The organism is Sulfitobacter sp. HI0040 (genome assembly GCF_001634885.1).
Taxonomy (GTDB): domain Bacteria; phylum Pseudomonadota; class Alphaproteobacteria; order Rhodobacterales; family Rhodobacteraceae; genus Sulfitobacter.
Window position 1 is genome coordinate 1 of record NZ_LWEX01000036.1, and the last position, 23,966, is coordinate 23,966.

A 23,966-nucleotide genomic window follows, 5' to 3' on the forward strand; every position below is an offset into this window, starting at 1 on the left:
CGAACAGCTTCCGCGACAAGTTCGAACGCTACATCGCGGGAGACCGACACAATGCCCATCTGCGCCGCAAGGCCTACACCGCAATCGCGGCCAAGATGGCGCGCACCGTACACGCCGTGGTCAAGCACGGCGAACCCTATCGCCCCTTCTTCGAGGGGGTGAGCCCAGGTGGAAGGACCCTTGTCTGATCAGAGCCGTGGAGGCAGTTCGCTGACCTCGTAGATAATGTTCAGGTCTTCCGCTTGGGATTTTGGATCTCGTCTTAAGGACGGTGAGGGCCGCCATCGCGCGTACCCTGTGTTTGCTATGGGAGAGACCGCTTCTTGACGGCGGAGACCGCCTGGGCAACCATATCAGGGCATCCGGGACACCGGATGCCCCATGACCTGCTGACCTAAGCAGACAAATCTTCCCGATATAGGACGTTGTCGGACCTGATGAACTCAGGCTTGCCGTGCTTCATCAGCAACGGATACAGCGCGTCCAGAACATCGTGATTCCGGCAAAGCTGAGCGCGGTAACAAGCCCCGGCAGAATTCCGGCAATAAACAGCCCGCCGATCGAGGTTTCGGTGATGATGCCGTAAACCATCATCACAACCGAGGGCGGGATCATGATCGACAACGTTCCGGCCGCCGCCACGGTGCCCACGATCATGCCACGGTCGAAAGAAAGGATTCCGTGGCCTGCCGATCAACAGTAAGCGGCGGCTGCGCCCCACGTTGTAGATGAGCTCCGGCACTGCGAGGTGATATCCATCTCATGATGGGGAGTGCGTTTCGCAATGTGCGCGACAAATTCGTTTCTCAGATCTCTGGGCGTCGAGATCTACGGGTCAGGTCATCGGCGCTGGCCGGACGACGTGAAGGCTCGCGCTGTGGCAGAGACTTTGGAGCCGGGAGCGACCGTGAACGCGATTGCCGAGCGATATGACATCCGCCCAAACCAGCTCTCGGCTTGGCGGCGTCTGGCAAAGCAGGGCCAGCTGGTTCTTCCTCCGGCGGAACTCGGAGAGCCGGTCTTCGCGCCTCTGGTCATTTGCGATCCGACTGAGACGCCCGAGCTTTCCGACGCGAAGCCCCAGCAGGTGATCCGGATCGTCAAGGAAACAACCTGGATCGAGCTGTCTTCTGACACGTCGGCAGGTCAGATCGCCGCGATCGTGCGCGCTCTGGAAGCGCCTGCATGCTGATGCCGTCTCAAGGGGTCCGCATCCTGGTGGCGACGAAGCCGGTAGACTTCCGCAAGGGGCATGATGGACTGGCAGCCTTGGTGCAGTCGACCTTGACCGAAGATCCGTTCACCGGGACGGTCTTTATCTTCCGGGCGAAGCGTGCAGACCGGATGAAGATCCTGTTCTGGGACGGCAGCGGTCTCGTCATGGCCTACCAACGGCTGGAGGAGAGCACCTTCACCTGGCGTGCGATCCGGGATGGTGCGATGACCCTGAATCGCGCCCAGTTCGAGGCGCTGTTCGCCGGGCTGGACTGAACCGCCCCGGGTTTACCGGAGAGTTTCTGGTTCAATAGTTAGGCTGCTTTTTCGTCAGCGTTCAAGCTTGCGTAGAATGCCTCCTCTGCTTCTTGGGGCGGGCCGAAACCATGGGCGCACTGCTCTGGGCAGCGCATTCTACACCGCTCGGCCTTCGGGGATGCCGGTGCTAACGACGCCCCGCCGGTCAGGCTCAACCTTGAGCCCGACGCGACGAGACTATTTCGGCTACCTGAAAATGGACCCTGAAATCGGCAAGTGGCGCGTTTGGTCCGCGACCCCCAAGTCCCGTTTTCACGAAGCCGGGCCATTTTGTTACGGCACTGGCTGATGCAGAAGATCAGGAAGTCAGGGACTGTTGATCCATCTTCTTCAGATTTCGAACGATTTCTTCGCGCATGATCCCTACGATCTCTGCTTCGGATCGCAAGACTACATCAGTTGGAGCGCCAACCCCGACAGCAAAAAGCCGCGAACTCAGGTGGTTAGGAAACGGCATGGAAATCAAGCCGCTCCCCTGAACCACCTGATCGGTTGAGAGGTAATAGCCCTTGGCACGGGTTTCTGCCAACGAGGCCACGAAAGCTTTCACGTCCACTGCCGGTTTGTCGGGCGCGCGATAGGCGTTGATCTTGCGGAACAAACTGCGCACTTCGTCGTCACTGAAACGACTCATCAGAACGCGCCCGACACCGGAGTTCCCCAGCGGACGACGTGTCCCGAGCGATATGTGGTGGATCGGCGAATCTTTCGGAAGGATAACTTGGACGTACTCAGCTTCGTCCCCGTTCTTGGTTGCCAGAACCACCACATGCTGCGTGCGTTCCGAGATTTTCTTGAGCAGCCGGTGGATCGTGCCTTCGCCGAACAGATCTGGATTCATCCATGACCCCAAAAGCGGAACGCGCTCGGTGGGGAAATAGCTCTTCTTTCGGGCATCGTGGGTCAGAAATCCAAGCTTAACCAAGCTTTTGAGCAGCGCCGAGGTACTTGACTGCGGGTACCCCAGTTCCTTGGATACTTCCACGACCGACAGCGGTCGCCGAACTTCATCGAAATACACCAAAGTCTGACAGGTGCGCGCCACCGATTTCACAATGTGATCGCCGCCTGATTTTGCTGAAATCTGTTGCGTGGTTTCCATGATCTCCTCCCTCCGCGTGCAGTTATATGCACAGCGTTCCATGCGAAAGGATGGCCGCGCTTGTGAATTCTGTCAACTGTTAGAAAACGCCGGGAGCACGCCGCAAGCGACTTGGGGATCAGGGAAGATTTCGGGTCCGGTTGTCAGTGGTCTCCTCGCATGGCGGGTATGATCACACCGTCAGCGGCGACGGCGCCCTGCCCGCTTGCCCCGACGATCAATGGATTGACATCAATAGTCTCAAGCGCGGCCCCGTGATGGGCGGCAAATGCAGACAGTCGGGCAAGGGCGTTGGCGAGAGCGTCGAGGTCGCGCTCGGGTGCGCCCCGGAATGCGTCCAGCAGTTTGCGGCTGCGGATTTCGTCAATCATACGGCGCGCCTCGGCAGGTCCGAATGGTGCGACGCGGAAAGACACGTCTTCGAGGGCCTCGACAAACACCCCGCCCAGACCGAACATGACCACCGGGCCGAAAGCCGGGTCCTGGGTCACGCCGAGTATAGCCTCCAGTCCAGGTGCTGCCTGTTCCGCCACGACCAGTCCGTCGATCCGCGCACCGGGCATCTTCTCGGACGCCAGGTCCAGGATTCGTGCCCCGGCAGAGCGGACATCTTCGGCCGAATGCAAATCAAGCGCTACGCCCCCGATGTCGGATTTGTGCAGTATGTCGGGCGAGGCAATCTTCAGCACGACCGGGAATCCCATTTCTTGTGCTGCCTGGGCCGCCGCTTCGGGGGTGGTGGCCAGAGTTTCGCGCACGATCCCGATTCCGGCCTCTGCAAGCAGGGCCTTGGCCTCGATCTCGTTAACCATTCCGTCCGGCAACGGCGACAGGTTGGACAGTTCGGGGATCGGGTCCTTTTCTCCTGCCCGCGCGAAGGAACGGGCAAAATAGCGCAACGCGGCCATCGCCCGGACCGCGCGGGTCGGTTCCTCGAACACGATGAACCCCGACTTTTCATATGCGGCGCGACCCTCTGGCTCTGTCAGCGAACAGAACAGCATTGGCCGACCGGGATATTTCGCGCGGATGCGCTCCAGACCGCTTCGAATGGCTTCGTTCAGGTCGGCGACCAGACCGACCGTCGACATGAAGATGATTGCTCCGTCGATGTCGCCATCGCCGAACAACACATCCATGTTGGTTTCCAGAAGGTCGATCTGATTGACCAGCTGCGCCGTCACATCAACCGGGTTTCGGACACCGGCAAATGGCAGCACCTCTTTCAGCTTTTTCTGTGCATGATCGGGAAGCGCAGGCACGTCAAGTTTCAGCTTTTCGGCTTCGTCGGCCATCAGCACCCCAACCCCGCCCGAGACTGTCACAAGGCCCAGCCGGTCGCCCTGCATCATCGCCGCGGATTCGGCGCAGGCATAAGTCACATCGAACATTTCATCGACCGATTGCGCCCGGTAAACGCCGTACTGCCGGAAAGCCGCGTCATAGACCGCGTCTGCCCCAGCCAATGAGGCGGTATGCGATTGCGCGGCCTCTGCCCCGACCGCACTGCGCCCGACCTTCATCATGACCACCGGTTTTTCGCAGGCACGCGCCAGCTCCAGTGCCTCGACCAGCCTGTCGCGATCGGTTGCCCCTTCGAGATATCCCATGATCACGCGGGTATCGTCATCTTGTGCGCAATAGGCCACGGCATCAGCAAAATCGACATCGCAGGAATTGCCAGTCGTCGCCCAGATATTGACCCCAAGTCCGCGCATTCGAACGAGCGTCATGCAATACGAGCCGAACGCGCCGCTTTGACTGACGATCGACACGCCGCCGGGTTTTGGCAGGTGTTTTTCGACCCCAGGCGTGAATGTCGCATAGAGGTTGTGGCGCACATTCGCGATGCCAAGGCAGTTCGGCCCCACAAGCCGCATGCCGCCCTCGCGCGCGATGTCGACCATGCGCGCCTGAAGGGCGGCCCCGTCGGCATCGACCTCCGAGAACCCCGAGCTGAAGATCACCGCCCCCCGCACACCTTGGGCCGCGCACTGTTCGACCGCCTGAACGGCCAGCGGCGCGGGCAGCGCGATCACGGCCAGGTCCGGTGTCGTGGGTGCCTCCGAGATCGACGGATACGCCGTCAGGCCCTGCACCTCTGGCGATTTCGGGTTGATAGGCAGGATCGGGCCGTCGAAACCGTGCCGCTTGAGAAAATCCACCGGCCTTCCGCCGATGCGCTTGGGATCGCTTGAGGCGCCAATCACAGCTACTGAGCGAGGTTTGAAAATGGCGTCCATTCCATGAGTTCGCATGGGGCTTCCTTTGGTGTTCGAAACTAGTAGGATTTTGGCAGGCCGAGGGCATGTTCCGCGATAAACGAAAGCACCAGCTGCGGGGTGACCGGCGCGATGCGGAACAGGATGGCCTCGCGAACAAGACGCTCGACATGGTATTCCTTGGCGTATCCGAACCCGCCGAAGGTCAGCTGCGCGGTCTGTGTCGCCTTCACCGCCGCTTCGGCGGCCAGATATTTTCCTGCGTTGGCTTCATTTCCGCAGGGCTTGCCTGCGTCGTAGAGCGCGCCGGCGTGCATCGCCATCAGGTTGGCCGCCTCCAGTTCCGCCCAGCTGGCGGCCAGGGGGTGCTGTACACCCTGATTCTGACCGATTGGTCTGCCAAAAACCACGCGCTCATTGGCGTAATCCGCGGCGCGCCGAAGCGCATTCCGCCCGATTCCGACTGCTTCAGCGGCAATCAGAACCCGTTCGGGGTTCAGCCCGTGCAGGATCTGACGAAATCCCTGGCCTTCTTCGCCGATCAGATCCCCGGCGGGGATCGGAAGCCCGTCGATGAACATTTCGTTCGAGTCGACACATTTGCGGCCCATCTTTTCGATTTCGCGCACGGTGACGAAAGATCGGTCAAGGTCGGTGTAAAAAAGGCTCAATCCTTCTGTCGGTTTCTTGACGTCCTCAAGCGGGGTCGTGCGCGCCAGCAACAGGATCTTGTCGGCCTCCTGAGCGGTTGAAATCCAGACCTTTTGGCCGTGCACCACATACCGGTCACCCTGTCGCACGGCGCGTGTTTTCAGTTTGGTGGTGTCCAGGCCGGTTGTCGGCTCGGTCACCCCGAAACACGCACGTTCGTCGCCTGCCACCAAAGGCGGAAGGTATCTCTGTTTCTGGTCATCGGTGCCAAATTTCACGACTGGGTTCAGACCGAAGATATTCATGTGAATCGCCGATGCGGCGCTGTTGCCGCCGCCGGATTCCGCAATGGCCTGCATCATGATCGCGGCATCGACGATGCCAAGACCGGCACCTCCGTACTCTTCGGGGATTGCAATCCCCAGCCAGCCATCGCGGGCCAGCTTTTGATGCAGCTCTCGCGGGAAACCGCCTACGCGATCGCGTGTCAGCCAGAACTCGTCGTCGAATTCCTCGCAGATCCGCAGGATCGCATCGCGGATTCCCTGCTGTTCGGATGTCATCTGATAGGTCATGATTTTCTCCTCACGTCTTGCAGACCCGGCTCAGCGGCCCGGTTCGGCCACAGTGCCTTGTTCGATTAGGGTGTCGATTTGCCCGGTGTCGTACGCGAGCTCTTGTAAAATCGCCCGGGTGTCAGCACCCAGTTCGCGGCGCCCGAGCCAGCGCAGCCGCCCCGGCGTCTTGTCCAGCTTTGGTACCGGCCCGACGACCTTGGTGTCGTCGCCCTCGACCCCGACGATGTCGCCCCGCGCCGCGATCTGCGGATCTGCCAGGATGTCATCGACGTCGTAGATCATCGCCGCCACGGCATCGTGCGACTGGAAGATGTCGATCGCCTTCTGCGCGTCATGCTGGGCCACGAATGCCCCGAGCCGGTCCACGATCTCGTCCATATGTTCCGCAAAACCGTCGAGGCTCTGGAACTGCGGCTGCTCCGCCCATTCCTTTCCGCCCGCGGCTTCCAGAAGCCGCCGCCCGGTCGCGGCACTGCCTGCGCTGATTGTGACCCATTTCCCGTCCCTGGCGCGAAACACCCCCGCCGGAGCGTAGGAATTGGGTGACTGAAGTCCGTTTCGATCGACCGGCAGTCCCGCGCCGGTGCGGGTCGGGACGTGGTAGTCGATCAACCGCAAGAGCGGCTCGAATATCGCCAGATCGACCACCTGGCCCCGGGCGCTGCCGTTCTGCACCGCATGAAGCGCCATCATCGCGCCGTAGGCCGCCATGAGGCCGGTGGTCGAATCCGCGGCGGGAAAGCCGGGGTGCATCGGTGCATTGTCGGCGAAGCCTGTTATGTGGGCCAGCCCGCTCATTGCTTCACCCGCGCGGCCAAATCCGGGCCACGAGGCGCGCGGTCCGGTCTGGCCATAACCCGATATCCGTACAATCACCAGATCGGGGTTCCACTCATGCAGGACCTCTGGGGCCAACCCTGCCCGTTCCAGAACACCGGGTCGAAAGTTCTCTATAAGCACATGGGCGTTTTCGACCAGCCGCCGCAGAATGGCGCGGCCATCTTCACTTTTCCAGTCCAGCGCCATCAGACGCTTGTTTCGTGCCAGGGTCTTCCACCAGGCGCCCACGCCATCGCTGGTCCGCGCGCTCAGAACCCGCAGCATGTCGCCCTGCCCCGGCCGTTCGATCTTGATCACGTCAGCGCCGAAATCCGAGAGCAGAGCGCCGCACATCGGCGCGGCGATCACATGCCCCATTTCAATCACCCTGAGATCGCTCAGTGGTCCATTATCCATTTTCACGTATCTGCCTCGTTCTGTGAATTTTCCGACGTCAAGCCCTAGTTTGCGGCTCTGAAAGCCTCAGTCTGCTCGGAACCGGAATCTATTGCGAGAATAATCGAACAGCCGTTAGATCTCCGAAAGGGACCAATGTTTTTTCACTTGACGGAGGAAAGTGTGCCAGAGCCGAACACGAATCAAATGACGACACCCCGCCCCACGGTTGGCCAAGCTCTGGACGGGCTGTTCGATCCGCGCACCATCGCGGTGGTTGGCGCATCCCGCACCAAGGGCAAGTTGGGGCAGGCCGTTTTGGCCCTGCTGAAGAGCAACGGTTACAGCGGCAGGATCATCCCCGTGAACCCTTCAGGCGGCGAGATCGAAGGCCTTCCGGCTGTGCGCAGCCTGGACGAGATCGACAGCCCGATCGACGTGGTTGTGCTGGCAACGCCGGTCGGGGTCGCGCTGGACGCTCTGGAGACCTGCACCAGGCTCGATGTCAAGGTCGTGGTCGGGGTCACCTCGGGCTTTTCCGAAGCCGGCGAAGATGGGCATGAAAACGAAGAGCGCTTGCGCCGGATCATGCAAGACGCGCCCTTTCGACTGGTTGGGCCGAACTGCGAAGGTGTGGTGCGCCCCGCGTCGGACCTGCAACTGACTTTCAGCCCGATGTTCAACGATCTTCGGCCTGGTCCCGTGGCCATGATTTCCCAGTCCGGCGCACTTGCGGGCCTTATGGCGTTGCGTCTGGGCGAACGCGGCGTGGGCATCAACGCCATCGTTTCCAGCGGCAACGAAACTGACCTGACCGCAGCGGACCTGCTGGATTATCTGGGCAATGACCCCCAGACGCGGGTTGTTCTTTGCTACGTCGAGGAACTGCGCGATGGACGCCGTTTTGCCGAAGCGGCCCAGCGGCTGACCCGGGCGGGGAAGCATGTCGTCGCGGTCAAGGGCGGGCGCAGCCGCGCCGGGTCACGCGCGGTCCAATCTCATACCGGCGCCATGGCCGGGGACGACCGGGTGATCAGCGCGGTCTTTCGCGAAACCGGTGTCATCCGTGCCCGTGAGTCCGTGGCAGCCGTCGATGCCGTAACGGCGCTCGCCGCGGGGCGGCGACCGGCCGGAAACAGGGTCGGGATCATTTCTGTCACCGGCGGGCTTGGGGTCGAAATGACCGACCTGGCCGAAAGCGCGGGCTTCGAAGTTCCGGTGCTGGATGAAACGACGCAGACGGCGCTGTCGCGCTATGTGCCCTTTTTTGGGTCAGTGACAAACCCGGTCGATCTGACCGGTGTGGTTTTGGCGAATCCAACATATGTCGGACGCTGTCTGGAGGCCGTTACCGCCGATCCGGGCGTGGATATTGCCATCGCAATTATCACATTTGTGCCAGATCAGCAGTTCATCGAGGCCTTGGCGGAGGCGTTCGACAACACAGACAAGCCAATCTTGATCGTCTGGACCGGTTCGGCGCGCAGCAATGCCTCGGGCGAGGCGCTGCGCGAACGAGCCGTTCCTGTCTATGATTCGCCCGCTCGGGCGGCATCGGGCCTTGCCGCACTCGCGGTCGCGACAGGAGAAGTTGCATGACCCAAAGAGAAACGCTGGAAAACTGGCAGCGTGCCGGGCGCACGGTTATCCACGAGGCCGATGCGAAGGATCTGCTGCAACGGATTGGAATCCCGGTGCCCCGACGTGACCCCGACCACGGGCGCTGTGTCGCCAAGCTGTGTCACGATGACTATCCGCATAAGTCCGATCACGGGCTCGTCCGTTTGGGTCTTTCCCCTGACGAGGCGAAACAGGCCGCCGCGGAAATGGCGGAACGTTTTGCGGGCGGCACGGCGCTGATCGAGGAAATGGAAGAAGGGTCCGTGGCAGAATGGATCATCGGCTGCAAACGCGACGACACCTTTGGTCCGATCGTTCTGGCCGGTCCTGGCGGCATCCTTGTGGAACTGATTGATGCCGCCGAAATCAGGCTTGCGCCCGCCACGCCGCAAGCTGCCGAGGCCATGGTGCGATCGGGTCCGGGGGCGCGGTTGCTGACAGGATTACGCGGCGCGGAACCGGCCGACAAAGGTGCCCTGGCAGACCTGATTTCACGCATATCTGTTTTCTTTGCCGAGAACGCCGATCTGATCTCGGAAATTGAAATCAACCCTGTGATGGTCCGGGCCGACGGGAAGGGATTGGTCGCCGCCGATGCCTTGATCGTCTTGTCTTCCAACGCGGACGAACAGGAGAAATTAACGTGATACGTCACCCTTTTGGAGAGTTGTCACTTGGCCAGACCGGCATTTCGAGTGGTCGGACGATGACCGAAACCGATGTCGTCAATTTCTGCATGTTGACCGGAAACTGGCTGGAACTTCACTCCAACGTCGAGCACGCCAAATCGTCTCTGTATGGCCAGCGCCTCGTGCAGGGCAGCCTCGTGTTCTCGATCGTCAATGCGATGATCCCCTTCGACAGTTCTGTGCTGGCCGCTTTCTATGGCTGTGACAAGCTGCGCTTTTTGCGGCCCACTTTTATCAACGACACCCTTTGGGCCCAAACCGAAATCATCGACCTGAAGGACCATGACAAAAAGCACGGTGTCGTGACCAGCAAACTGGAAGGCATCAACCAGCGGGACGAGACGGTCCTGCGCTGCGAGTTCAGCCTGTTGATCCGCAAGTCGCGTCTGGATCGCCCCGGAGAGCCGGCCAAAATCCACGCGTCGCGCGACAAAACACAAGGAGAGAGCGCATGAACTTTCTGACACCCGAGCAAGAGATGTGGCGCGCGACCGTCGAGCGTTTTGTCGAGGAAGAGATCGGCCGAGACTATATCCGCAATTGCGACCGCGAGCGCGAATACCCCTACGAAGCCTATGAAAAAGTGGCCAAGCAGGGCTGGCTCGGCATCCTGTTTTCAGAAGAGAGCGGCGGTCTTGGCGGTGACATCATGGACTATGCCCTGATGTGCGAAGGGTTGGCCAAATACGGCTTTGACTTCTCGACCGGGTTGATGGTGGCGACGTTCACCGCGATGAATGTTGAGAAATTCGGCACGCCCGAGCAAAAAGAGCGGTACATCCAGCCCTTCCTCGATGGCGACATCCGCTTTTCGATCTCTATTTCCGAACCGGGCGCGGGGTCGGATGCGGCATCGACAAAGACACGCGCACGGCGCGATGGCAACGGCTGGGTCGTCAACGGGCAGAAACTGTGGTGTTCGGGCGCTGCGGCCGACAACGCAATCCTTGCAATGCTGACCCGGACCGACCCCGACGCGCCCAAACACAAGGGGCTGTCGGTTTTCCTGATCCCCAACGACACCGAAGGTCTGGACATCCGCAAACTGCCGACCATGGCGCGCCGCGCAACCGGCACCACCGAGATTTTCGTGGACGACGCGAAACTGCCGGCCGATGCGCTGCTGGGCACGGAAAACGATGGCTGGAAGATCATCACCGACCATCTGGAGCTGGAACGCGTGGCCGTGGCCGCCGCCTATGTGGGCAATGCCCAGACAGCGGTAGACGATGCTCTGCGCTACGCCCACGAACGGATTCAGTTCGACAAGCCGATCTTCGACTTTCAGGTGATCCGCCACATGCTGGCCGACATGCAAACCCAGGTCGATGCCGCCCGGCTGTTGGTTTATCGCGCCGCTAGCCTGGCCGCAGCCAAGACGCCCTGCATGCGAGAAGTCTCAATGGCAAAGCTCTATGCCTCCGAGACGCTGCAGACGGTGACGCGCAACGGGATGCAAATCTTGGGTGGCCACTCGATGCTGCCCGATGCAGATATGGAGCGGTATTTCCGCGAAGGGATGCAAAGCACCATCGGCGGCGGAACCTCGCAGATTCAGCGCACCCTCATCGCCAAGACCATGCGCCCGGGCTGACAGTTCGGGGCGCAGCGGGACAGCCCGACAAGAAGGAGAAAGAGCATATGAAGAACGGACGAGAACCGGTGGTCGTCGGCGTTGCCGATGCGCCGCTGGAGGACGGCAAGTTCGTCACAAAGGCTTCGGTCCTTGGTCATGCCGCGTTGGTGGCAAAAGCCGCCGTCGAAGAAGCCGGACTGAAACTGAGCGATGTCGACGGCCTGCTGACCGCCGGCATGTGGGGTGTCCCCGGCCCCGGCCAACTGGCCACGGTGACGCTGGGCGAATATCTGGGCATCATGCCGATATTCGTCGATGGCACGAATATTGGTGGTTCGGCATTCGAGGCCCATGTCGCACATGCTGCCATGGCGCTTCGCGAAGGCTATTGCGAAGTTGCGCTGATCGTCTACAGCTCAGACCAGAAATCCCTGCGCAGCCGCAACCTGGGGGGCCGGCCCTCGGTCCTGTCCATGCAACATGAAACACCCTTTGGGATGCCCACGCCTGTGGGCGGCTATGCGATGGCCGCGCAGCGCCACATGCACGAATTCGGCACCACGTCCGAAAACCTCGCTGAAATCGCCGTCGCGACCCGGAAATGGGCACAGTTGAATCCCGAGGCGACGCGGCGCGATCCGCTGTCGATCGACGACGTACTGTCCAGCACCATGATCTCCGAGCCGCTGCACCTGCTCGATTGCTGCCTGGTCACCGACGGAGCCGGTGCCATCGTCATGACCACCGCCGAACGTGCCAAGGACCTCAATACCCGGCCCGTTGCGGTCAAGGGCTATGGCGAGGCGCATACCCACTGGGCCATCAGCGAAATGCCGGACCTCGCCCGCCTGCTTCCCGCGCAAAAAGCCGGGGAACGCGCAATGAAAATGGCCGGGGTGAGCCATACGGATATCGACGTAGTCGAGATCTATGACAGCTTTACCATCACCGTGCTGCTCTCGCTCGAGGCTCTCGGCTTCTGCAAGATTGGCGAGGGCGGGGATTTCGTGTCGGGCCAGCGCACTGCACCGGGCGGAGCGTTCCCAATGAACACCAGTGGCGGCGGCCTTTCGGCGCTGCATCCGGGCATGTTCGGAATGTTCTTGCTGATTGAGGCGGTCCGGCAGCTTCGCGACGAGGTCGGCGAACGCCAGGTCAAGGGCGCCGAGACCGCGCTGGTACACGGAACCGGGGGCACGCTGTCCTCTGGCGCGACCGTGATTTTGCAAAAGGACTGAACCGATGAGCACAGAAAAACCGCTTCCGGTAATCGACCATGACAGCACCCCCTACTGGGAGGCCGCGCGCCAGGGCCGCCTCGACATCCCGCTCTGCGGCGATTGCGGCAAGCATCATTTCTATCCGCGATCCGTTTGCCCGCATTGCCATTCCGACAATCTCGACTTCGATACCGTCAGCGGGCGAGGCGAGGTGCATACCTTCACCATCGCGCGCCGTCCGGCTGGGCCGGCATTCGCTGATGACGTGCCATATGTCGTGGCATTGATTGAACTGGAGGAAGGCCCCCGGATGATGAGCCGGATCCAGACCGGCGATCCCGAGAAGGTTCATATCGGGGCCAAGGTGGAAGTGACGTTCGTCAAGGCAAACGACGAAGTGACTTTTCCCTACTTCAAATTGACCTGAGGCCAGTGGCATAGCCACTTCGGGGTCGAATGTGGGAGAGCCGCCGCAGAGGGTATCTGCGGTGGCTCTTCCCTTTTCGGAGGTCACCCGGCGCGGCCGGGCTGCGGTGCTCCGTGCAGAAACCGCCACGCCAAGAGTCCGGCCAGCGCCAGCCCGCCAATGATGTCGGCCGCAGGCGCGGCGTAAAACAGCAAGGCGGCAGCCGACAGGAACAGCAACCGGCCGATGACCGGCACCTTTCCACGAAACCAGCCGCTTGTGCCGACGCTGACGGCAAAAACCGCGGCGGAGGCAACGCCCATATCCATTAGGATTTGCCCCGTGCCGCCCTGGGCCAGTATGCCCGGCCGAAACACAAACAGAAATGGCACCACATAGATCGCTCCGGCCAGCATCAGCGCGCGACCCGCCACCCGCCAGAAATTGGCCCCTGCCAGGGCGGCGGCGGCATAGACACTGGCGCAGACCGGTGGCGTGATGGCCGACAGGATCGCATAGTAGAAGACAAAAAGATGAGCCGTCAGTTCGGGTAGGCCAAGCCGCACGAGACTGGGCGCGGCGATCGCCGCCGCCAGCACATAGGAGGCCGTCGTCGGCACGTCCATGCCCAGCAGGATCGCCAGCACCGCCGCCAGCAACAGGGCCACGATCAACCCCTGACCGGACACAGAGAACAACAGGTTCGAGACTTTGACCCCGGCACCCGTCGCCGTCAGAACCTTGACGACGATGGCGGCGCAGGCAAGCAGCGCCGCGATCATCACCAGCGCCCGCCCTGCTTCAACCATCCCCTCATAGATGTCGCGGGCCAGCTTGGCCCAACAGGCCAGCACACCCTGCTTTTTTCCGTCGCGTGCGAAGGGACGCACCAGACCACAGGCCACGATCAGCACGATGATCGCACCCGCCCCCGCATAGCTTGGCGTGTAACCGTTGAAAAGGAAATAGACCATCGCCGCGATGGGAAGGAACAGCGGGATCGACTTGTCCGCCGCAAGGAATTCCGCCGGTTCGGGCATTTCGCTCCTTGGTGTCGGCTGAAGCCCTGTGCGGCGGGCATAGAGATCCACGCCGAACCATACCGCAAGGTAATAGAGAAACGCCGGACCGATCGCCGCGATGACGATATCGGTATAGGGAATGGCCAGGAACTCGGCCATGATAAAAGCCGCCGCCCCCATCACCGGCGGCGTAAGCTGGCCGGCGGAGGAGGCGACTGCCTCAACCGCCCCGGCAAAGGCCGGCGGATAGCGCAGTCGCTTCATCGTGGGGATTGTGATCGACCCGGTCGCCATGACATTGGCCACCGCCGAGCCGGTCACCGTCCCGAACATCGCCGATGACAGGGCACAGACCTTTGCCGGGCCGCCATACGTTCGACCGGCGATCCACGTTGCCATTTTCATGAAAGCATCCGTTGCCCCGGTCGACAGCAGGAGCGCCCCCAGAAGCACATAGATCACGATGACCCGAGCCCCGATATCCGCAAGGTAGCCAAAGAGGCCAGTAGTCGAGCTGTAGAAAGTCTCGACCGCCGTACGGGCCGACACACGCGGTGGGCGCCAGGCCCCTTCGATCAGATCATGGCCGAAATAAAAATAGATCACAGTGCAAAGCGCCAGCAGCGGCAGGAACCAGCCGATCACCCGGCGCGCCGCTTCAAGAGTCAGCAGAACAGCCAACAGACCGGCCGCCTTGTCGAGCGGCCCGTAGCGCACCATGATATCCGAAAAGCGATCCCGGTTCACGATTACATAGAGGCAAACCGCGAAAGCCAGCAGGCCGAGTGTGATGTCCACGGCCCGTTCCAGCCCGCTTCGCGCGCCGGTGCGCGAGGCCCGCGCCGCATAGAGAAAAAACGCGCAGCCGATTCCAAAACCGACAAAAATCGGTCGCTGAACCAGCGGTTCGAACTGTCCGAAGAGGGCATTATAGAAATGCAGCGCGACGAATGCGGCGAACAATACGCCAAGCGCCTGCTCTCCGCGCCGTTCCCAATTGGGTATTGCGGTCGATGTCTGCGTCATGTTCTCTCCGAGAGCGGTAACGGCGGGGTGCCCGCAGCACCCCGTCTGGATCAGCCTATGGCCGCCGTCGTGACGGCCCGCGATTCCGGTCAGCTTCCGGCCGCCTCTCTCCAGTAACGTTCCGCACCTGGATGATAGGTAATTCCTGCCTCCATCGTGGCGACGGCATCGGCGGCAATGTCATAGTCCGCCAGTTGTGGCCAGGCTTCGGTCAGCAGGCTCATGTTCTGGTGGATGCTGCGAGCGATGTCGTAGGCGGTCTGGTCATCCATGACACCGGTGCGGGTCAGAAAGAAAACGTTGAGCTTCGGAACGCGCATTGCTTCGGAGCCGGGAATGAGTTCTGCCGGAAGAGTTGTGAAACCGACGCCCTCCATAGCCCCTGTCGCCGCTTTCTCCTGCTCTTCGGTAAAGCCGATCAAGCGCATCTTGGTGCTGGTCATCAATTCCTGCAGACTTGCATCGACGGAGTCTGCGGCCCCATATTTGCTGTAACCGACGATTTGGCGGTTCTTGATGCCTTCCACCGCGTCCCCAACGGCGCCATGCACCAGGTCCGCGTTGATATCGAACATCGACAGGACACCGGTCGTCAACGTCTCGGCCGCCGATCCGCGGATGCCGGGATTGAACTTCTTCCCGTCCAGTTCGTCCAGCGTCGTCACACCAGACTCGTCGGTGACCGCGATCAGCAGGATCGAAGCGCTGTAAGGATAAAGCGCAACCGTATCTGGGATTGCGTTACCTTCGAACTTGCCGGTCCCGTTTCTGGCGGAGATCAGAATGTCGGTGGTGGCAAGCCCAAGGTCGATCTCGTCGCGCGCCAGCCGCAGCACATTGTCCACGCTGGCCCCGGTTTCGATCACGCTGACATTGGTGCCTTCCATACCGGTCTCGATTGCCTTGCTCATCGCAACCGAAATGGTGAAATGGCTCGACGTCGGGCTGGTCGTGCCCATCGTGAGATCCTTGGCAGATGCCGCGCCGCCAAGGGCCATCGCCCCCACAGCCGCAATAGCACCCATCGCCGCCCGGAACCCGGTCAACTTGTGTTGGAACATTTTATCCTCCCGTTTTTGACTATAAAAGAATCGTCAGCCCGGCCGCTCAAGCACGCAAGGCCCCCGATATGTCGATCCGCTCTCTCAGAACGCGCAATTCTTCCTCCGTTGGTGGCCGCGTTTGCGGCACCTCGCCTCTGATCGCCAGATCGAACCCCGTATGACGCTGGACCTCTTTGGGCGTATTGCCCCCATGCACCGATTTCAGTTGCATTCGCAGCGTCGTCTTGTCGAATTCCATAACCGCTCGCGGCGTCACCACCAGGCGCGGCCCTTCATTGACCAACCCGGCGTCGCGTTTCGCGGCAGGCCCGGACAGATGTCCGGGTATTGTAATGAAATCGACCGTTTCCACAAAGTTTCGCGCCGTGTGCACGGTGGGGCAAATGTAATACCGCGACGAGGTGTGGCAGTATGACAGGTTCGCCGCTCCCGGCCCGCGCATCTTTGGTGCGTGCAGTGTGCCGCCGACGTGGTGCAGGTTGATGTTGCCGTACACATCGTGCTGCAGGCCACTGTGAAAGAAAAAATCCAGCCCGTGATGGCTGTGGCCGAACAACTCGACAAAGGTCTCGGCGGCCTCGCAGCGGCCGAGCGCACGATCGTCCAGCATCGACGGATACAAACGACCCGGCTCGGGGTTGAAGAACATCTCGCCGCCGACCGTCAGGTTCGGTGCATGCAGCTCGCGGGCTAGCGCAATGGCCGCCATCGGCACCAACGCAGCTGCACCCGCCGCACCCAGTTCTCCGTCGGCCAGATCGCGGGCCAACACGACAACCATCTGTTCAATTGGGGAAACCGCTGCACTCATTCGTTCCGTGCCTCGGCTTCGAGCACGGCGAAATACCCGGTTCCCCCGACCGCTTCGATGTAGTCGCTCTGGTTTTTCGGCTCGGTCAGGTGGCGGGTGATATAGGCGTCCAGCCCCGTGCTGTCGCCGGTCCGGGCGGCATCCCCCAGATCGGCGTAGGCATCAATATGTTCCTCGTCCATCGCATAGTTGGGAAAGCTCGCCGTTGGGTGCGCGCCATAGGGCACCTCGACCACAGCGTCGACATAATGAGACGGCACGGTAACCCGCGAGGGATCGTCCAGAACGACCTCGTCCGGCACGATCCGGTCCACGCTGGCAATGACCATGTCAGACGCGCGTGCCATCAGCTGATCGGCGTAGACCATCGTGCTGAGATGGCGCAGGTTTCCCCAACGGTCGGCTTCCTGCGCGTGCAAGAACGTCACTCTGGGGCGGATCGGCCCGACGGCGTGAATACGGCGGCCGGAGAACGGGCAGTCGATTTCCTGCAAAAGCGGGTTGTGCTTCAGAACGTCCGATCCGCGCAGCGCGTCGATTGGCTGGAACGGCACGCCATGAGCCGACGCCATCAGCCCGCCCACCACGGTCAGCGCATCCAGCGCGTGCGCGGTCACCTGCCCTGCCTCGACCGCGCGGCGGAAGTTCGGGCAAAGCCGGTTTTCCAGCGTAACGCCGGGAATAAAGACCTGTGCGACCGCGCCTGCCGCAATCATCAGGTCGACATCATACCCCGCGCCCGGCGAGGAATACACATGCAGACCATCTGCGCCCGTGGCCAGCAACGCGCGCACCAGTGCGACAGGGCGGCTTTGCTTGAACAGACCACCGAGACAAAGCTCGGGGCGTCCTTCCAAAGCGCCTCGTGCCAGCCGGGCTGCGTCTTGCAGGCCTGTGACCTTGCTGCGACGTGTGGGTTTCGCTTGGCCTTCCATCGTTGGGCGTGCCACTCCGATAGTGATTGCGCTGACCCATCTTAGTTGACGGCATGGGGTCCATCACCTTCCGGCTGGCGCAAAGCCTGATCGAACACATATGTGGAAATGCTTGCGCCCGGTTCCTGACAGGCAATTGAGTCCGGTCAGAACCACCCTGCCGCGACACCGCCGCCAACGATGAGCGTGATGAGGAGGATGCTCGCAACACCGAAGATCCCGTTCCACCGCAAGCCGATGGTCAGCGGCCGCTCGCCCACGATGGAAGAGGCGTAGACCACCGCCGTGATGGCCGGTCCCATGCAGATGATGCTGCTCCAGCCACCAGCCAGCGCAAGGCCCAGAGCAAGCGGCGACAATCCTTCCACGCCGACGCGGTTGACCACCTCTGCCAGCAGGACCACCGAGATCATCGGATGCACGCCCAGCAGCCCCGTCAGAAACACCGTCATGATCAACAGCACAACAGTCGTGACCGGCCGCGTGGCCATCCAGCCCAAATGGTCGGCAATCCATTCGACTGGGGCGACTTCCAATGCGATAAGACCAATGAATCCCGCCGATGCGATGACGCTCATTTCGGTCGCGAAACCCGGTGCCTGGGCCACAAACCGGCGCGATATACCGGCAAGGCTGTCACTGCCGCTGCGCATAACCGACCAGAGCAGCGCATAGATCGGCACGATGGTGATCAGGACGGTCTGGAAACTGTACTGGGTCAACCGGTCCAGCGTGACCACGGCGGCGCCCAAAAAAAGCACATGCCCGGACACGATCAGTACGGCCCAGCGGCTCCAGTCCGGCAAGTCACCGGTCAGGGCCGGTGCCCGGCCGCGCGCCGAGGGCGGGCGCCACCATTCCACCGTGTCGAACAGCCATCCCAGAAGAAACAGAATCCCGGCCAGAGCAATCCCGTAAGGCGCTAGCTTCGTCCATTCGAGCCCCGGAATTGTGAGAATCATCAGATTGAGAGCGATTCCGAACGGCGTCCAGAAAGCGATCGAGGAAAACCCCCGCATACAGGCGCTCACCATCCTGCGCTTGCGAGCCTGGAACACGAATTCGTCCATCTCGTGCCGATGCGCCGCCAGCCCTTTCATTATGATCTCCAGCATCACCCCAAGCCCGCCGAGATTTAGAAGCACCCCGAACAGATGCCCGCCCGCACCCAGAGAGGCGTAGCGACGGGTCGGCGGCTGCAGTGTCAGGAATTCACCGGCAACCTCGACGATCGGGTCTTGGGTGGCCGCGATGCGCAGGAAGGCGACAGCCGTGAGCAGCGCGGACAGGAACACGACACGCCCGGCCGCTTCGACAAAGATGCCGGCTCGGATCCCGTCTGCCAGCGCCAGAAGGGCAATCGCGAGGGAAAAGAAAAGCAGTACCCATCCGATGCGGGCGATATAGCGAGATGCAATAACGAGATAGAGTCCGAAGAACGGCACGGCTGCAATGGACGCAATGCTGGAGGAGAAAACGCCCTGCACGATGGCAGCGCCGAGACAAATCAGCAGACATAGGGCAGTAATGCGCGTGGCGGAAGGCTTCACGGATTTATTGGACAACAACTCGCCCCACCGTTCCGAAAGCGTCCCTCATGTCTGCGAGGCGACGGCAACTGAGGTCGCTCAAGGCAAGAACGCGGAGCAAATGCGAGGTCGACTATTGCACCCCTACAAGCTGTGACACGCAGGGCGTCGATCTCGTGAACGCGGGAATGGCACGAAACAACTCTCGTCGGAGCCGACCGCATTTTTCTTTGGTCTTCGAGGATACATCGTCTGGCGAAAAATGACACGACGGCACCTCGAAACATCTCTTCGCAATCGCGCGCTTGTCCTCTGGACCTTATACGCCACCACCCTCAGCCAGATTTGCCATTCTTTCCGAAGCTTTACTGGTCAGGGTCAATTTCCGATTCAGCGCCGATACGGGTGGAAGTTCGACATCCAGAATGTCCAACTGCCGCAAGTATCACAATACGAAAATCCTGTTCCAACACATATGTGCGAAAGTGTAGCGCCGAGAGTTGATTGCGTCTTCCTTTATCAGGCAATGTGCAGTGCAGTGAAGGACAAGATGGTCAGCGATTTCACCACCCGTTTGTCGCGGTTCGTTGCCGCGCCGCACCGGCTGAGCGATGCGGACGCCGAGCAGGCCGCGCTTTGCGTTGAGGATACCATAGCCGCCATCTATGGCGGGTGGCATGAGCCGGTGGTTCGCCGGCTGGCCGCGCTCGACGCGGGTGGACCGGCAGTCCCAGCGGGGGATACTGAAGGTGGCAGCCCCGAACAGGCCGCGTTCCTGAACGCGGTTGCCGGGCATGCGCTCGATTTTGACGATGTCCACACGGTCAGCGTCACTCATCCCAGTGTTGTGATCGTGCCGGCGCTGCTGGCCATTGCGGATGTCCGGCCGGATACGGTCGATCGCATTGCCCCTGCGCTTGCGGTCGGAACAGCCGTCAATGTCGCGCTCGGTCAGATCCTGGGTTTTGACCACTACAACAAGGGCTGGCACGCAACGTCGACCATCGGGGTTCTGGCATCGGCGGCAGCGGTCGCGCATCAGCTTGGGCTCGGCGACGACGCGGTTCGCAACGCTCTGTCCCTCGCGGCGTCGCTGGCCGGGGGGATGCAGATCAATTTCGGCGCCATGGCGAAACCGATCCAGGCCGGAAACGCCGCCCTTGTCGGATTGCGGGCCGCCCGGATGGCTGAGGCCGGCATCACAGGCGCCCCGGATATCTTTGCGGCGCGCGGCTTCTTCGATCTATATGCCGGCCCGGACGGGATTGCGGCCGACCCCGCAGCGGTGGAACCGTGGATCGACCTGGGCACGGTGTCCCGCAAGCTGTATCCCTGCTGCTACCTCACCCACAGGATGATCGCCGCCGGGCGGCACCTTCACGCCGAACGCGGCGGCGAGGCGGTGCCCCAAGGATCGGTGATCGAAATGACAGTGCCCGAAAGCGTCATGGTCCCGTTGCATGTGACAGACCCCAAAGATGGGATGCAGGCCAAGTTCTGCGCCGCCTATACGCTCGCTGTGGCGCTGCATCAGGACCGGGTCGGTCTGGTGGATTTCGAAGGGGACAGCCCCCATCGGCCTGCGGTGCGCCGACTTATGGACATGATCAGTATCCAAACAACGCCGGAATCGGGACGGGATTACGTCGGCGTGGACCATGGTACGGTCCATGTCCGCCTGCGCAAAGGGAACGTAACCTTGGCCGAAATCTCGGTCGCGGCGCACCCCGGCTCACCCTCGGATCCGGCAACCCCTGCTGCGATCGGCGACAAAATCGCCGATTGCCTCGCGAAATATCGCAGGGACGGGGGCGCGGCGCCCTCTGCCAGTGCGTTCCGCCGGGATCTGCGCATGCGGTTGCATCTGCCGCCACTGCGAGAGGCGGCGGCCCCCGGTAGGCAAAAAGACCATGCTCGGCAGGACAAGCCCGAGAAGAAAATGTCCAGCGCCGATCAAACACCGTCTGAAAGGACCGTTTGATGGAATCAATGATTCATGACATGGCAGAGCGACTGTTCCGCGACCATGTCACCCACCGTCTGCGCGAAAAAGCCGCCTCGGGACATTGTCCCGAGGCCCTCTGGACGCAGATCGAGGAGGCAGGGTTAACCATGGCACTGGTGCCAGAAAACGCAGGCGGTTTCGGCGTGCCACCCGCCGAGGCGCTCGGGCTTTTGCGTATTGCCGGGGCGCATGGCCTCCCCTTGCCTCTGGCTGAAACCCTGATCGCAAATGCAGTGCTGGCGACCGCGAATATGGCCCTTCCCGGTGGCAGGCTGACCATCGCCGAAGGCGAAGCCCTGCGATTGGAACGGCGCGGCAAGAGGGTCCATGCGAGCGGGCATCTGACACTGGTGCCCTTTGCCCGCTGGGCGAACCGGATCGTGACCATTGCCGTCCTGGACGGTACCGATCACGTCCTGTCCCTGCCGGTGAAGGTTCTGAGCTTTGCCCCGGCGCAGGATCTCGCCGGGATGCCGCGCGATGACATCAAGCTCGATCATACCCTGGCAGAGACCGATGCGGTGCCCCTACCACGACCCATGGGCGGGATGCGCCGGCTCGGCGCTCTTATCCGCAGTCTTGCCACCGCCGGCGCGATGGAGACCATCCTGGAGATGAGCATTCAATACGCCAACGACCGGGTGCAGTTCGGACGGCCAATCGGCAAGTTTCAGGCGATCCAGCACAATCTGGCGACCATGGCCGGGGAAACCGCTGCCTCGCGCACGGCCGCCGAAATGGCGGCCGGCAGCTATGACACACCGGCCTTTGCGCTGACCGTTGCCGCCGCCAAGGCCCGCGCCGGAGAAGCGGCGGAGAAGGTCGGGGCCCTGGCCCACCAGATTCACGGGGCCATCGGTTATACGCAGGAACACACGCTTCATCATTTCACCAAACGGATCTGGGGATGGCGTGACGACTTCGGTACCGAGCTTGACTGGACCAGGGAACTTGGGCGCGCCGCCCTGTCGAGCCCCCACGACACGTTCTGGCATTTCATCACCGACAGCGCGGCAAAAGGGGCCCCGGCATGACACTCACCGCCTTTTCGCCACCCCCGCCCGGTACCGATTTTGACGACCTCCGGCAGGAGGTCCGCACGTTCCTGGCCGAAGAGCTGGCCGATTTCCCCCCCGAAAAGCGCGCGAAATCGTGGAATGGGTTCAGCCGCGATTTTTCACGAAAGCTCGCACAGCGCGGTTGGGTCGGCATGACCTTTCCCAAGGAATACGGCGGCCACGCGCGCAATGCGTTGGAGCGCTATGTCGTGTCCGAAGAGCTGCTGGCCGCCGGTGCCCCGGTGATTTCGCACTGGATCGCAGATCGGCAGAGCGGTCCGCTCATACTTGCCAAGGGCACCGATGATCAGAAACGCCGGATCGTACCGCGCATCGCCGCGGGCGAACTGTGTTTCTGCATCGGGATGAGCGAGCCGGATTCCGGCTCGGACCTGGCGGCGACGCGCACGATGGCCACCGAGGTCGACGGGGGGTTCCGGATCAACGGCACGAAGGTCTGGACGACCTATGCGCATGTCGCCGATTACATGATCCTGTTCTGCCGCACCGGCAAGAGCGACGACCGCCACGGCGGGATGAGCCAATTTCTGGTCGATCTCAAGGCCACCGACAACATTCAGATCACCCCGATCATCGACTTGGGCGGTGAGCATCATTTCAACCAGGTGGTATTCGACGATACCTTTTTGCCCTCCGATGCGCTGCTGGGCGGAAAGGGCGAGGGCTGGTCACAGGTCATGAGCGAACTGGCGTTCGAGCGCAGCGGCCCCGAGCGGTTCCTGTCGTCGTTTGCCCTGATCGAGGAACTGATCCGATTGCTGCGCGACGACGCAACCGAAGCGCAGCAGGCCGAGATTGGCCGTTTGTCCGCGCATCTGATGGTGCTGCGGCAGATGTCACGATCGGTGGCCGGAATGTTGAACGAAGGAGAGAACCCGTCACTTCAGGCTGCCATTGTTAAGGATCTGGGAGCGCTTTTCGAACAGGACATTCCGCGCCTGGCCCGAAGTCTTGTGTCGCGCCCGGCGGTGCCTGGCGGGAGCGATAGCTATGCGGCTGTTCTGGCGTATACGGAACTCGCCGTTCCGTCGTTTTCGTTGCGCGGCGGCACACGCGAAATTCTTCGCGGTATCATTGCGCGGGGACTCGGACTGAGATGATCCCGCCTGCGGAATGACAACAACGGCGGGCGGCACACGTCTAGTGCCGGCCGGTTTCCTCAAATTCCGGACGATAGCCGAGTGCTCGGGAGAGCTGTTCAGCGGCCGTTTTGGCAGCGGCAACATATCGCTTCTTATTACGCTTGGCGCGCTCCAGAGGAGCACCAATCACCAATGCCCCTGCCAAGTGTCCGTCGGCGCGAAAGACCGGAACCCCGAACCCCGCTGCATCTACATGCGCGGTTCCAGCTGTACTGGAATACCCGGTTTTGCGAATCTCCGAAATTAGCCCGCGCAGTTCATTTTCATCGGTGATCGAATTAGGCGTCAGCGGCTTTAATTCAGTGCGCCGAAAATAATCGTCCAGTTCCTGCTGCGTGTCAAAGGCCAGCATGACCAGCCCCGATGCCGAACAGAACAATGGCCGGTTGATCCCCTGTTGGGCGACATACCGAACGGGCTGGGGGCTTTCGATGACCGACGAATAAATGACTTTCTCGCCGTCCCGGACTGCAAACAGGATGGTTTCACTGGTCTGGTTAACCACATCATTCATCACCCCGCGCAGGACCGATTCGAACGG

General features: G+C 61.5%; 22 protein-coding genes and 1 pseudogene. 12 read left to right on the forward strand and 11 right to left on the reverse strand.

Annotated elements, in window-relative coordinates; genetic code table 11:
* Positions 1-188: pseudogene (locus A3728_RS03720) on the forward strand (IS110 family transposase); the annotation flags it as partial.
* Positions 189-462: 274 nt separating this feature from the next.
* Here the strand turns inward: A3728_RS03720 and A3728_RS23625 are convergent.
* On the reverse strand, positions 463-657 hold the full coding sequence (locus A3728_RS23625; RefSeq protein WP_067920390.1) for a TRAP transporter large permease subunit: 195 nt from the start codon (positions 655-657) through the stop codon (positions 463-465).
* 127 nt (positions 658-784) lie between these two features.
* Between A3728_RS23625 and tnpA the strand changes: the two genes are divergently transcribed.
* Together tnpA and tnpB are read left to right on the forward strand one after the other, a co-directional pair.
* Positions 785-1,192, forward strand: a complete 408-nt coding sequence (gene tnpA, locus A3728_RS03730) for an IS66-like element accessory protein TnpA (protein ID WP_067920391.1) — start codon at positions 785-787, stop codon at positions 1,190-1,192.
* Positions 1,186-1,491, forward strand: a complete 306-nt coding sequence (tnpB, locus tag A3728_RS03735) for an IS66 family insertion sequence element accessory protein TnpB (protein ID WP_067920393.1) — start codon at positions 1,186-1,188, stop codon at positions 1,489-1,491. The genes tnpA and tnpB overlap by 7 nt, the downstream gene beginning before the upstream one ends.
* Positions 1,492-1,831: 340 nt before the next feature.
* Here the strand turns inward: tnpB and A3728_RS03740 are convergent, their stop codons facing one another.
* From A3728_RS03740 to A3728_RS03755, 4 genes are all read right to left on the reverse strand, one after another.
* The gene (locus A3728_RS03740; protein ID WP_067920396.1) at positions 1,832-2,635 is read right to left on the reverse strand and encodes an IclR family transcriptional regulator; all 804 of its coding nucleotides are present in this window, start codon (positions 2,633-2,635) and stop codon (positions 1,832-1,834) included.
* A gap of 143 nt (positions 2,636-2,778) precedes the next feature.
* Positions 2,779-4,893 (reverse strand): acetate--CoA ligase family protein, encoded by a 2,115-nt coding sequence (locus tag A3728_RS03745; RefSeq protein ID WP_330220258.1) that lies wholly within the window; start codon positions 4,891-4,893, stop codon positions 2,779-2,781.
* A 23-nt stretch (positions 4,894-4,916) separates the two neighbouring features.
* Positions 4,917-6,083 (reverse strand): acyl-CoA dehydrogenase family protein, encoded by a 1,167-nt coding sequence (locus A3728_RS03750; protein WP_067920400.1) that lies wholly within the window; start codon positions 6,081-6,083, stop codon positions 4,917-4,919.
* Positions 6,084-6,113: 30 nt separating this feature from the next.
* Positions 6,114-7,322 (reverse strand): CaiB/BaiF CoA transferase family protein, encoded by a 1,209-nt coding sequence (locus A3728_RS03755; protein ID WP_067920402.1) that lies wholly within the window; start codon positions 7,320-7,322, stop codon positions 6,114-6,116.
* 186 nt (positions 7,323-7,508) lie between these two features.
* Between A3728_RS03755 and A3728_RS03760 the strand changes: the two genes are divergently transcribed.
* From A3728_RS03760 to A3728_RS03785, 6 genes are read left to right on the forward strand one after another with little or no spacing between them, the layout of a single operon-like run.
* A complete protein-coding gene (locus A3728_RS03760; protein WP_067920426.1) occupies positions 7,509-8,900 on the forward strand; it encodes an acetate--CoA ligase family protein in 1,392 nt (463 codons plus the stop codon).
* The gene (locus A3728_RS03765) at positions 8,897-9,568 is read left to right on the forward strand and encodes an acetate--CoA ligase family protein (RefSeq protein ID WP_067920404.1); all 672 of its coding nucleotides are present in this window, start codon (positions 8,897-8,899) and stop codon (positions 9,566-9,568) included. The genes A3728_RS03760 and A3728_RS03765 overlap by 4 nt, the downstream gene beginning before the upstream one ends.
* Positions 9,569-9,627: 59 nt before the next feature.
* Positions 9,628-10,065, forward strand: coding sequence for a MaoC/PaaZ C-terminal domain-containing protein (locus A3728_RS03770; RefSeq protein ID WP_048534163.1), 438 nt, complete (start codon positions 9,628-9,630; stop codon positions 10,063-10,065).
* Complete coding sequence (locus A3728_RS03775; protein WP_067920406.1) at positions 10,062-11,204, forward strand: acyl-CoA dehydrogenase family protein; 1,143 nt, start codon at positions 10,062-10,064, stop codon at positions 11,202-11,204. The genes A3728_RS03770 and A3728_RS03775 overlap by 4 nt, the downstream gene beginning before the upstream one ends.
* Before the next feature lie 47 nt (positions 11,205-11,251).
* Positions 11,252-12,424 carry an acetyl-CoA acetyltransferase gene (locus tag A3728_RS03780; RefSeq protein WP_067920408.1) on the forward strand — a complete coding sequence of 391 codons (1,173 nt, stop codon included), beginning with the start codon at positions 11,252-11,254 and terminating at the stop codon, positions 12,422-12,424.
* A 4-nt stretch (positions 12,425-12,428) separates the two neighbouring features.
* Entirely contained in the window at positions 12,429-12,833 is a 405-nt protein-coding gene (locus A3728_RS03785) for a Zn-ribbon domain-containing OB-fold protein (RefSeq protein WP_043753026.1), read from the forward strand.
* Between the two features lie 83 nt (positions 12,834-12,916).
* Here the strand turns inward: A3728_RS03785 and A3728_RS03790 are convergent, their stop codons facing one another.
* The 5 genes from A3728_RS03790 to A3728_RS03810 all read right to left on the reverse strand — a co-directional run bounded on the left by A3728_RS03790 (position 12,917) and on the right by A3728_RS03810 (position 19,235).
* Complete coding sequence (locus A3728_RS03790; protein ID WP_236630403.1) at positions 12,917-14,860, reverse strand: TRAP transporter permease; 1,944 nt, start codon at positions 14,858-14,860, stop codon at positions 12,917-12,919.
* A gap of 89 nt (positions 14,861-14,949) precedes the next feature.
* Positions 14,950-15,921 (reverse strand): TAXI family TRAP transporter solute-binding subunit, encoded by a 972-nt coding sequence (locus A3728_RS03795; RefSeq protein ID WP_067920409.1) that lies wholly within the window; start codon positions 15,919-15,921, stop codon positions 14,950-14,952.
* Positions 15,922-15,967: 46 nt separating this feature from the next.
* Positions 15,968-16,735 (reverse strand): CoA-transferase, encoded by a 768-nt coding sequence (locus tag A3728_RS03800; protein ID WP_067920412.1) that lies wholly within the window; start codon positions 16,733-16,735, stop codon positions 15,968-15,970.
* Positions 16,732-17,685: a CoA transferase subunit A gene (locus A3728_RS03805; RefSeq protein WP_236630404.1), complete on the reverse strand. Its 954-nt coding sequence runs from the start codon at positions 17,683-17,685 to the stop codon at positions 16,732-16,734. Before A3728_RS03805 ends, A3728_RS03800 begins: the two co-directional genes overlap by 4 nt.
* A gap of 131 nt (positions 17,686-17,816) precedes the next feature.
* Entirely contained in the window at positions 17,817-19,235 is a 1,419-nt protein-coding gene (locus tag A3728_RS03810; protein ID WP_236630405.1) for a hypothetical protein, read from the reverse strand.
* A 502-nt stretch (positions 19,236-19,737) separates the two neighbouring features.
* Between A3728_RS03810 and A3728_RS03815 the strand changes: the two genes are divergently transcribed.
* From A3728_RS03815 to A3728_RS03825, 3 genes are read left to right on the forward strand one after another with little or no spacing between them, the layout of a single operon-like run.
* Positions 19,738-21,180 (forward strand): MmgE/PrpD family protein, encoded by a 1,443-nt coding sequence (locus A3728_RS03815; RefSeq protein ID WP_236630406.1) that lies wholly within the window; start codon positions 19,738-19,740, stop codon positions 21,178-21,180.
* Positions 21,180-22,238 carry an acyl-CoA dehydrogenase family protein gene (locus A3728_RS03820; protein WP_067920420.1) on the forward strand — a complete coding sequence of 353 codons (1,059 nt, stop codon included), beginning with the start codon at positions 21,180-21,182 and terminating at the stop codon, positions 22,236-22,238. The genes A3728_RS03815 and A3728_RS03820 overlap by 1 nt, the downstream gene beginning before the upstream one ends.
* Positions 22,235-23,383: an acyl-CoA dehydrogenase family protein gene (locus tag A3728_RS03825; protein WP_067920421.1), complete on the forward strand. Its 1,149-nt coding sequence runs from the start codon at positions 22,235-22,237 to the stop codon at positions 23,381-23,383. Before A3728_RS03820 ends, A3728_RS03825 begins: the two co-directional genes overlap by 4 nt.
* A 40-nt stretch (positions 23,384-23,423) precedes the next feature.
* Here A3728_RS03825 and A3728_RS03830 read toward each other — a convergent pair.
* On the reverse strand, positions 23,424-23,966 hold a 543-nt coding region (locus A3728_RS03830), incomplete at its 5' end, for an IclR family transcriptional regulator (protein ID WP_067920424.1).

Bases quoted from the DNA above. Each gene is read 5' to 3' on its own strand.
- A3728_RS23625 (WP_067920390.1), bottom strand. From the start codon at position 657: ATGATCGTGGGCACCGTGGCGGCGGCCGGAACGTTGTCGATCATGATC.
- tnpA (WP_067920391.1), top strand. From the start codon at position 785: ATGTGCGCGACAAATTCGTTTCTCAGATCTCTGGGCGTCGAGATCTAC.
- tnpB (WP_067920393.1), top strand. From the start codon at position 1,186: ATGCTGATGCCGTCTCAAGGGGTCCGCATCCTGGTGGCGACGAAGCCG.
- A3728_RS03740 (WP_067920396.1), bottom strand. From the start codon at position 2,635: ATGGAAACCACGCAACAGATTTCAGCAAAATCAGGCGGCGATCACATT.
- A3728_RS03745 (WP_330220258.1), bottom strand. From the start codon at position 4,893: ATGCGAACTCATGGAATGGACGCCATTTTCAAACCTCGCTCAGTAGCT.
- A3728_RS03750 (WP_067920400.1), bottom strand. From the start codon at position 6,083: ATGACCTATCAGATGACATCCGAACAGCAGGGAATCCGCGATGCGATC.
- A3728_RS03755 (WP_067920402.1), bottom strand. From the start codon at position 7,322: ATGGATAATGGACCACTGAGCGATCTCAGGGTGATTGAAATGGGGCAT.
- A3728_RS03760 (WP_067920426.1), top strand. From the start codon at position 7,509: ATGACGACACCCCGCCCCACGGTTGGCCAAGCTCTGGACGGGCTGTTC.
- A3728_RS03765 (WP_067920404.1), top strand. From the start codon at position 8,897: ATGACCCAAAGAGAAACGCTGGAAAACTGGCAGCGTGCCGGGCGCACG.
- A3728_RS03770 (WP_048534163.1), top strand. From the start codon at position 9,628: ATGACCGAAACCGATGTCGTCAATTTCTGCATGTTGACCGGAAACTGG.
- A3728_RS03775 (WP_067920406.1), top strand. From the start codon at position 10,062: ATGAACTTTCTGACACCCGAGCAAGAGATGTGGCGCGCGACCGTCGAG.
- A3728_RS03780 (WP_067920408.1), top strand. From the start codon at position 11,252: ATGAAGAACGGACGAGAACCGGTGGTCGTCGGCGTTGCCGATGCGCCG.
- A3728_RS03785 (WP_043753026.1), top strand. From the start codon at position 12,429: ATGAGCACAGAAAAACCGCTTCCGGTAATCGACCATGACAGCACCCCC.
- A3728_RS03790 (WP_236630403.1), bottom strand. From the start codon at position 14,860: ATGACGCAGACATCGACCGCAATACCCAATTGGGAACGGCGCGGAGAG.
- A3728_RS03795 (WP_067920409.1), bottom strand. From the start codon at position 15,921: ATGTTCCAACACAAGTTGACCGGGTTCCGGGCGGCGATGGGTGCTATT.
- A3728_RS03800 (WP_067920412.1), bottom strand. From the start codon at position 16,735: ATGAGTGCAGCGGTTTCCCCAATTGAACAGATGGTTGTCGTGTTGGCC.
- A3728_RS03820 (WP_067920420.1), top strand. From the start codon at position 21,180: ATGGAATCAATGATTCATGACATGGCAGAGCGACTGTTCCGCGACCAT.
- A3728_RS03825 (WP_067920421.1), top strand. From the start codon at position 22,235: ATGACACTCACCGCCTTTTCGCCACCCCCGCCCGGTACCGATTTTGAC.